Below are 8,381 nucleotides of genomic sequence, written 5' to 3' on the forward strand. Positions count from 1 at the left end.
TCTCACTGCAGAGTGTCTTGACCGGCGGCACTAGGCTGGCGTGGTGCCAGAAGTCGAGCTCGGGTTTCCCCGTACGTATGTCGAGTTCACCAATCCGTCCGACGAGACGGAGGTGTTCCGCTGTGATCTCACCTGGCTGACGTCGCGCTGGACCTGCATCTTCGGCTCCGGCTGCCCCGGCATCTACGAGACCAGCCCAGACGCGGGCTGCTGCACCCTCGGCGCACACTTCGCCGACGATGACGACGCCAAGCGCGTCGAGGTGATCATGGAGAAGCTGACTCCGGCGCAGTGGGAGAACCACACCGAGGGTCACGCACGCGGCTGGACCGAGAAGGACGACGAGGGCGAGCTCAAGACCCGCGCATACGAAGGCGCGTGCATCTTCCACAACTCCCGCGAGTTCGAGGGCGGCTATGGCTGCGCGTTGCACGGCTACGCACTCGACGAGGGCGTCAAGCCGCACACCACCAAGCCTGACGTCTGCTGGCAGCTGCCGCTGCGCCGCCAGTTCCGCGACGTCGATCGTGGGGACGGCTCGACCTACACCGAAGTCCAGATCGGCGAATACACCCGCGCGGGCTGGGGCCCAGGCGGCGCCGACCTCGACTGGTACTGCTCGTCCAACACCGAGGCGCACGTCGGCATGGAGCCGGTGTATGTCTCCAACCGCGACGAGCTGACTGAGCTGATGGGCGAGGCCGGCTATACCGAGCTGGTCAACCAGTGCGAGGCACATGAGGCAGCAGGCGCTCCGAACCCGCACCGCGCCAGCCTGTGATCTGCACTACACCACGGCATCCACCCGCAGTTTGGTAACCCCCCGAATCGGCGCTGTCCCCTGTCAGGCAACAATGCCGTATGCACCTCGATCACGTCTCCTTCGCCGTCGGCGCTGACGGCCTCGCAGGCACGACGGCTTCGCTCGGCAAGCTGCTCGGTGCCACATTCCTTGACGGTGGCGCGCACCCACGGTTCGGCACGCGCAACATGATCCTGCCGCTCAAGAACCGCCAATACCTCGAAGTTGTCGAGGTACTCGACCACCCCGCCTCCGACAAGGCTGCCTTCGGACAGGCCGTCCGCGAGCGTTCCGACGCCGGCGGCGGCTGGATGGCATGGTGCGTCTCGGTCGACGACATGACTGAGGTCGAGCACCGCATCGGCCGCCACGCCGTACCCGGCAACCGGCGACGTCCCGACGGATTCAACCTCGAATGGCGTCAGATCGGCACCAGCAGCATGCGCGCCGATCCCCAGCTCCCGTACGTGACGTGCTGGGACATCGACCCTGCCGAACACCCGTCGCAGATGGCGGGCTCCGAGATCAGCCTGACGTCTCTCGACATCGCTGGCTCGCCCCAGCGCCTGTCGGACTGGCTCGGTGAGCCCGTGATCGACGCGCTCGAGGAGATCGAGGTCAACTGGACCGCCCCGCACGGCCTTCCAGGCATCATGGCCGCGACGTTCTCGACTCCTCACGGCGACGTCCGCATTTAGTCCGACCCCCCGCCTAGGCTGACCGCCATGGCGACCACCAAGACTGCCCGGCCCGGCTACCGTTGCGCCGACTGCGGCTGGACCACCGGCAAGTGGGTTGGTCGTTGCGGCGAGTGCCAGGCGTGGGGCACCGTCGACATCGCCGCCCCCGCACGTACGGGTCGCACCCAAGCAGCGCCGGTCGCGTCGCCAGCCATCCCGATCAGCCAGGTCACGATCGAGTCAGCACGATCTGAGACGTCGGGGATCGGCGAGCTCGACCGCGTGCTCGGTGGCGGAGTCGTTCCAGGTGCCGTGCTCCTGCTCGCAGGCGAGCCCGGCGTCGGCAAGTCGACACTGCTGCTCGAAGTTGCCGCCCGCTGGGCTCGCGCCGGCCGGCGGACCCTCTACGTGTCGGGCGAGGAGTCGGCTGCGCAGGTTCGGCTCCGGGCCGAGCGTACGGGTGCTGTCCATGATCTCCTCTACCTCGCCGCCGAGACCGACCTCGGCGGCCTGCTGACCCACGTCGAGACGGTCAAGCCCGGACTTTTGATCGTCGACTCGGTGCAGACGATCGGCTCGGCCGACGTCGATGGAGTGCCGGGAGGTGTCACGCAGGTACGCGAAGTGGCGTCCGCGGTGATCCAGCGCGCCAAGTCCGAGAACATCGCGACCCTTCTCGTCGGACACGTCACCAAGGACGGATCAGTGGCCGGGCCACGTGTCCTCGAGCACCTCGTCGATGTCGTGCTCCAGTTCGAGGGCGACCGCAGCTCCCGTCTCCGCCTGCTGCGAGCCGTCAAGAACCGCTTCGGCCCGGTCGACGAGATCGGCTGCTTTGATCTGGTCGATGACGGCATCATCGAAGTGCCCGATCCGACCGGTCTCTTCCTCTCCCGCCACGAGACGCCAGTGCCCGGCACCTGCGTAACCGTGACGATGGAGGGCCGCCGACCGCTGCTCGCGGAGGTGCAGGCGCTGAGTGTCGAGACGCCCAACCCGTCCCCTCGCCGTACGTCGAGCGGACTCGACTCGTCCCGGGTGGCGATGATCCTCGCCGTGCTGACCAAGCACTGCCGCGTCGACCTCTCCAAGCACGACGTCTACACCGCTACCGTCGGTGGCGCGAAGCTCACCGATCCGTCGGTCGATCTCGCCGTCGCAATCGCGACCGCTTCGGCCTACACCGGCAAGGCGGCCCCGGCTGACCTGGTGGCCTTCGGCGAAGTGGGTCTTGCGGGTGAGGTGCGCAAGGTCAGCAACCTCAAGGTCCGTCTGCGAGAGGCCGAGCGCATCGGGTTCTCACGAGCGGTTGTGCCCGCAGGGTCCGAGGGCATCGAGGACTTCAGGGGCTCCATGGCCATCAGCGCGGTCAAGACCATCGCCGAAGCCGTGGCTTGCCTCGATTCGCCTCCCCCCTACTGAGGTCGCCTAGACTGTGACCGACTCAGGTGAGGGGGTGAAGAGCCAGATGGCTACTCCCGCAGATCGTGGCGTGGAAAAGCCCGACTCAGCAGCACGGCTTCGTGCGACGCTGGCTTCTGTCGCGCCCGGAACCGTGTTGCGCGAGGGCCTCGAGCGCATCCTCCGTGGCCGCACCGGCGCATTGATCGTGGTTGGTCACGATCGGCAGATCGAAGCGATCTCGACTGGTGGGTTCCGCCTCGACGTCCCCTTCACCGCCACCGGCCTACGCGAGCTCGCGAAGATGGACGGCGCGATCATCCTCGACAAGGATGCGAGCCGGATCCTGATGGCCGGCGTGCACCTGATGCCCGACCCGTCGATCTTCACCGAGGAGTCCGGCACCCGTCACCGCACCGCCGACCGGGTGGCTCGACAGACCAGCGTCCCGGTGATCTCGGTTTCCGCATCGATGCACATCATCGCGCTCTATCAGGACGATCTCCGCCGCGTGCTCGAGGAGACCGCCGCGGTGCTCGGCCGCGCCAACCAGGCACTCCAGACCCTCGAGCGCTACCGCAATCGCCTTGACGAGGTGTCCGACGCATTGTCGGCGCTGGAGATCGAGGACCTCGTCACGGTCCGTGATGTCGCGGCTGTGGCCCAACGTCTCGAGATGGTCAGCCGTATCGCCGGCGAGATCGACACGTATGTTCTCGAGCTTGGCACCGACGGACGCCTGCTTGCCTTGCAGCTCGAAGAGCTCATTGGTGGCGTTGACGCCGAACGTGAGCTGATCATCCGCGACTACATGCCGACCGGTCGGCGCGCGCGTTCGACCGAAGCCGTCCTTGCCGCCCTTGCCGACATTCCGTCGCCAGACCTCGTCGATCTCGGTACCGTGGCTCAGGCGCTTCGGATCGGCTCTGTCGACACTCTCGACAGCCCGGTTTCACCAAGGGGCTACCGACTGTTGGCCCGGATCCCCCGCCTACCCTCGACAGTCGTCGACGGCCTGATCGAGCACTTCGGCTCGTTGCAGAAGCTGCTCGCCGCGAGCATGGAAGACCTGCAGATCGTCGAGGGCGTCGGCGACCTGCGCGCCCGCGGCGTACGCGAGGGCCTCTCCCGCCTCGCCGAGTCCAGCATCCTCGAACGCTACGTCTGACCCACCCACCTCGTCTGCCCGGAGCCCAACGCTCCGAAGGGCATCGGATGAGGCGGGCCATCCGTCGCCCAACGACTCGATCTCCAGAGTTCCGGTAGTCGAGGCGTTACCCAGCACGAACCTCAAGCACTATTCGTCGGCAGGCTTGGTTGTGTTTTTGGCCGATGGTTTGTCGTTCGGCTCAGTTTCGGTCGGCTTCGGCTTGGGTTGCGGGTTGAGCGTGAACGTCGTCTTGCCAGGCTCACCGCCGAGGGTGCCCGCCTGGATCGTGTAGGTGCCCGGTGTCGCGAAGCCTTCCTTAGTCGAGCACTTGCTCCCCGAGCCGCGACCCGACCAGCTCGCCTCGGCCAGCGTTGCCCAGCCGGGTGAGATGGCGACCGGGTTCGTGAGCAGCGATGTCTTGCACACCGTCGAGTCCCACACAGCGACCTTGTTGGCGCTGATCACGACGAGCAGGTCCGCGACATCGGGTGTCAGTGTGCAGGCAGCCTTCTCGGTCGAGCTGACGACCAGACCGATGTCGACCGGCTCCTTGGTCAGCTGACCGGGCTTCACCGTGGGCGTCACGCGGATCTTCTCCGGGTCGCACCCACGGGTCGCACTCGTCAGCTTGACCGAGAGAGCACCTTCGGTCGGCGCCGGCTCGGGCGTGGCCGACGCCGTCGCCGTTGGGGTCGGCTTCGGCTTGGCCTTGGGATCGTCACCGCCGCCGAAGGCCTTCGTACCGAGCCAGATCAGAGCAATGACGAGTGCCAGAAAGAGGAGTCGACGGCGCCAGTAGATCTCCGCAGGCAACCGCTTTTGGCTCACAGTCCGAGGCTAATGCGCGGGCACGCCATGCAAGGATCGACTCGCCATGAACGCCAACACCGCCGAGCTGCACGACAGGATCGTCAGCTGGTTCGATGACGCCGGTCGCGACCTCCCCTGGCGCCGAAATGCGTCACCGTGGGCCGTCGTGGTCTCGGAGTTCATGCTCCAGCAGACGCCTGTCTCGCGAGTCCTGCCGGTGTATGAAGCATGGGTCGAGCGCTGGCCAACTCCTGCCGAACTCGCCAAGGCGTCGACGGGAGAAGCCGTACGCGCGTGGGGTCGGCTCGGCTACCCGCGTCGCGCCCTCCGCCTCCACGCCGCAGCAACGGCGATCGTCGAACAACACGCGGGCAGAGTGCCCGAGTCGCACGAAGCACTTCTCGCTCTGCCGGGGGTTGGCGAGTACACCGCCGCAGCCATCGCCTCATTTGCGTACGGGCAGCGGCACGCCGTACTCGACACCAACGTTCGGCGGGTGTTTGCCCGAGTCGCCTCCGGCGAGCAGTTCCCAGCCCAGTCCCTGACGTCGGCCGAGCGTGAACTGGCGGCTTCACTCATGCCGGAGCGCGACGCCCATCGCTGGGCGGCCGCCACGATGGAGCTTGGCGCGCTGGTCTGCACAGCACGAGCGCCAGTCTGCTCCGAATGTCCCGTCGCCGATCTTTGCCGCTGGCGCATGGATGGCTATCCGGCGTACGACGGACCACCCCGCAGAGGCCAAGCATGGGCCGGAACCGACCGTCAGTGCCGAGGTCGACTCATGGCAGTTTTGCGCGATTCACCTCTGCCTGTGCCCAGGATCCAGCTCGACCTGGTCTGGCCCGACGAGCTGCAGCGCGAACGTGCCCTCGACGGGCTCGTCGCAGACGGGCTCGTCGAACCACTGGAGGACGAACTCTATCGTCTGCCGGAATGACGAAACCCCCGCACCGAAGTGCGGGGGCTTGTCGCGAAGCGGTTGAACCTATTCGGCTGCGGCCTCGACTGCCGGGGGCGTCGTGACCTCGGTGAGCTCAAGCTCAGCCTTGGCGCGACCTTCGAAGGTGAAGACGGCTTCTGCGCCTTCGCCCTCGACGCCGACGAGCACGAGCTGACCTGCGCGCAGGTCGCCGTAGAGGAGCTTCTCGGCCATGACGTCCTCGATCTCGCGCTGCACGGTGCGACGCAGCGGTCGCGCTCCGAGCACGGGGTCGAAGCCTCGCGTCGAGAGCAGAACCTTGGCCTCGGTCGTGAGCTCGATGCTCATGTCCTTCTCGGCCATGCGCTTCTCCAGCGAGTCGATCATCATGTCGACCATCTGGAGAATCTCTTCCTGGGTCAACGGCGGGAAGACGATGATCTCGTCAACTCGGTTGAGGAACTCAGGACGGAAGTGCTGCTTGAGCTCGATGGAGACGCGTTCCTTCATCTTGTTGTAGGAACCCGCCGTGTCGCCGGCCTGGCTGAAGCCGAGGTTGACGCCCTTGGAGATCTCACGAGCACCGAGGTTGGTGGTCATGATGACGACCGTGTTCTTGAAGTTGATGACACGGCCCTGACCGTCGGTGAGGTGACCCTCCTCGAGGATCTGCAACAGCGAGTTGAAGATGTCGGGGTGAGCCTTCTCGATCTCGTCGAACAGCACCACGGAGAACGGCTTGCGGCGGACCTTCTCGGTCAGCTGGCCACCCTCTTCGTAGCCGACGTAGCCGGGAGGTGAGCCGAAGAGACGCGAGACGGTGTGCTTCTCGCTGTACTCCGACATGTCGAGCTGGATGAGTGAGTCCTCGTCGCCGAACAGGAAGTTGGCGAGCGCCTTGGACAGCCACGTCTTGCCGACGCCCGAGGGTCCGGCGAATATGAACGATCCGCCGGGACGCTTGGGGTCCTTGAGGCCGGCGCGCGTGCGACGGATCGCCCGCGAGAGCGCCTTGATGGCTTCTTCCTGGCCGATGACCCGCTTGTGGAGCTCTTCCTCCATGTTGAGCAGGCGGCTGGACTCAGCTTCGCTGAGCTGGCCGACCGGGATGCCCGTTGCCTTGGCGAGGACTTCGGCGATCAGGTGCTCGTCGACGACCGCAACTGTGTCGAGGTCACCGGACTTCCACTGCTTCTCGCGCTCGCCCTTGGCAGTGATGAGCTTCTTCTCCTCGTCGCGCAGCGAAGCGGCAGCCTCGAAGTCCTGTGCGTCGATGGCGCCTTCCTTGCGGCGGCGTACGTCGGTGATCTTGTCGTCGAACTCGCGGAGCTCCGGGGGCGTCGCCATGCGGCGGATGCGCAGGCGCGCACCGGCTTCGTCGATCAGGTCGATCGCCTTGTCCGGGAGGAAGCGGTCGGAGACGTAGCGGTCACCCATCGTGGCCGCGGCAACGAGCGCCTCGTCCGTGATGGAGACGCGGTGGTGTGCCTCGTAGCGATCGCGCAGACCCTTGAGGATCTCGACGGTGTCGAGCACCGACGGCTCCTCGACCAGGATCGGCTGGAAGCGGCGGTTGAGCGCAGCGTCCTTCTCGAAGTGCTTGCGGTATTCGTCGAGCGTCGTCGCACCGATCGTCTGCAGCTCACCACGAGCCAGCATCGGCTTGAGGATGCTGGCAGCGTCAATCGCGCCTTCGGCGGCACCGGCTCCGACGAGCGTGTGGATCTCGTCGATGAACAGGATGATGTCGCCGCGCGTGCGAATCTCCTTGAGGACCTTCTTGAGGCGCTCTTCGAAGTCACCGCGGTAGCGCGAGCCGGCAACTAGGGCACCGAGGTCGAGCGTGTAGATCTGCTTGTCGCGCAGCGTCTCGGGCACGTCGCCACGGACGATGTCCTGGGCAAGGCTCTCGACGACTGCGGTCTTGCCGACGCCGGGCTCACCGACCAGGACGGGGTTGTTCTTGGTACGGCGCGACAGCGTCTGCATGACGCGCTCGGCCTCGTCATCGCGACCGATGACCGGGTCGAGCTTGCCTTCGCGGGCAGCCTGCGTCAGGTTGCGACCGAACTGGTCGAGCACGGCAGAGGTGCTGGGCGCGCTCTCGGCCTGGCCGCCGACCTGCTCGGCTTCCTTGCCCTGGAATCCGCTGACGAGCTGGATGACCTGCTGGCGTACGCGGTTGAGGTCAGCGCCGAGCTTGACCAGAACCTGCGCCGCAACGCCCTCACCCTCACGGATGAGACCGAGCAGGATGTGCTCCGTGCCGATGTAGTTGTGTCCGAGCTGCAGTGCCTCGCGGAGGCTGAGCTCGAGGACCTTCTTGGCGCGCGGAGTGAAGGGGATGTGTCCACTCGGGGCCTGCTGGCCCTGGCCGATGATGTCTTCGACCTGGCCGCGTACGGCTTCCAGCGAGATGTCGAGGCTCTCGAGCGCCTTGGCGGCAACGCCTTCACCCTCATGGATCAGGCCGAGGAGGATGTGCTCCGTGCCGATGTAGTTGTGGCTGAGCATGCGTGCCTCTTCTTGGGCAAGCACGACCACGCGACGAGCACGGTCAGTAAATCTTTCGAACATTGGGCGTCCCCCTCTGCTGGACTATCAGTTCAGTTTAGTCGG

General features: G+C 66.1%; 7 protein-coding genes. 5 read left to right on the forward strand and 2 right to left on the reverse strand.

All coding sequences use genetic code 11. The features are described from left to right. The first annotated feature begins 43 nt into the window (after positions 1-43). From V6M39_RS11015 to disA, 4 genes are all read left to right on the forward strand, one after another. Positions 44-781, forward strand: coding sequence for a hypothetical protein (locus V6M39_RS11015; RefSeq protein WP_332643865.1), 738 nt, complete (start codon positions 44-46; stop codon positions 779-781). 80 nt (positions 782-861) lie between these two features. Further along, the gene (locus tag V6M39_RS11020; protein WP_332643866.1) at positions 862-1,500 is read left to right on the forward strand and encodes a VOC family protein; all 639 of its coding nucleotides are present in this window, start codon (positions 862-864) and stop codon (positions 1,498-1,500) included. Between the two features lie 27 nt (positions 1,501-1,527). Continuing rightward, positions 1,528-2,904, forward strand: coding sequence for a DNA repair protein RadA (gene radA, locus V6M39_RS11025; RefSeq protein WP_332643867.1), 1,377 nt, complete (start codon positions 1,528-1,530; stop codon positions 2,902-2,904). A 46-nt stretch (positions 2,905-2,950) separates the two neighbouring features. Then, positions 2,951-4,051, forward strand: a complete 1,101-nt coding sequence (disA, locus tag V6M39_RS11030; RefSeq protein WP_332643868.1) for a DNA integrity scanning diadenylate cyclase DisA — start codon at positions 2,951-2,953, stop codon at positions 4,049-4,051. Between the two features lie 129 nt (positions 4,052-4,180). On the opposite strand, the gene V6M39_RS11035 is transcribed toward disA, so the two are convergent. Continuing rightward, positions 4,181-4,861, reverse strand: a complete 681-nt coding sequence (locus V6M39_RS11035; protein WP_332643869.1) for a hypothetical protein — start codon at positions 4,859-4,861, stop codon at positions 4,181-4,183. Between the two features lie 46 nt (positions 4,862-4,907). Between V6M39_RS11035 and V6M39_RS11040 the strand changes: the two genes are divergently transcribed. Then, positions 4,908-5,780, forward strand: a complete 873-nt coding sequence (locus tag V6M39_RS11040; protein ID WP_332643870.1) for an A/G-specific adenine glycosylase — start codon at positions 4,908-4,910, stop codon at positions 5,778-5,780. 48 nt (positions 5,781-5,828) lie between these two features. Here the strand turns inward: V6M39_RS11040 and V6M39_RS11045 are convergent, their stop codons facing one another. Beyond that, positions 5,829-8,339 carry an ATP-dependent Clp protease ATP-binding subunit gene (locus V6M39_RS11045; RefSeq protein WP_332643871.1) on the reverse strand — a complete coding sequence of 837 codons (2,511 nt, stop codon included), beginning with the start codon at positions 8,337-8,339 and terminating at the stop codon, positions 5,829-5,831. Between the last annotated feature and the right edge of the window lie 42 nt (positions 8,340-8,381).

It is taken from the genome of Aeromicrobium sp. (assembly GCF_036675695.1).
In the GTDB taxonomy this organism is placed as follows: domain Bacteria; phylum Actinomycetota; class Actinomycetes; order Propionibacteriales; family Nocardioidaceae; genus Aeromicrobium.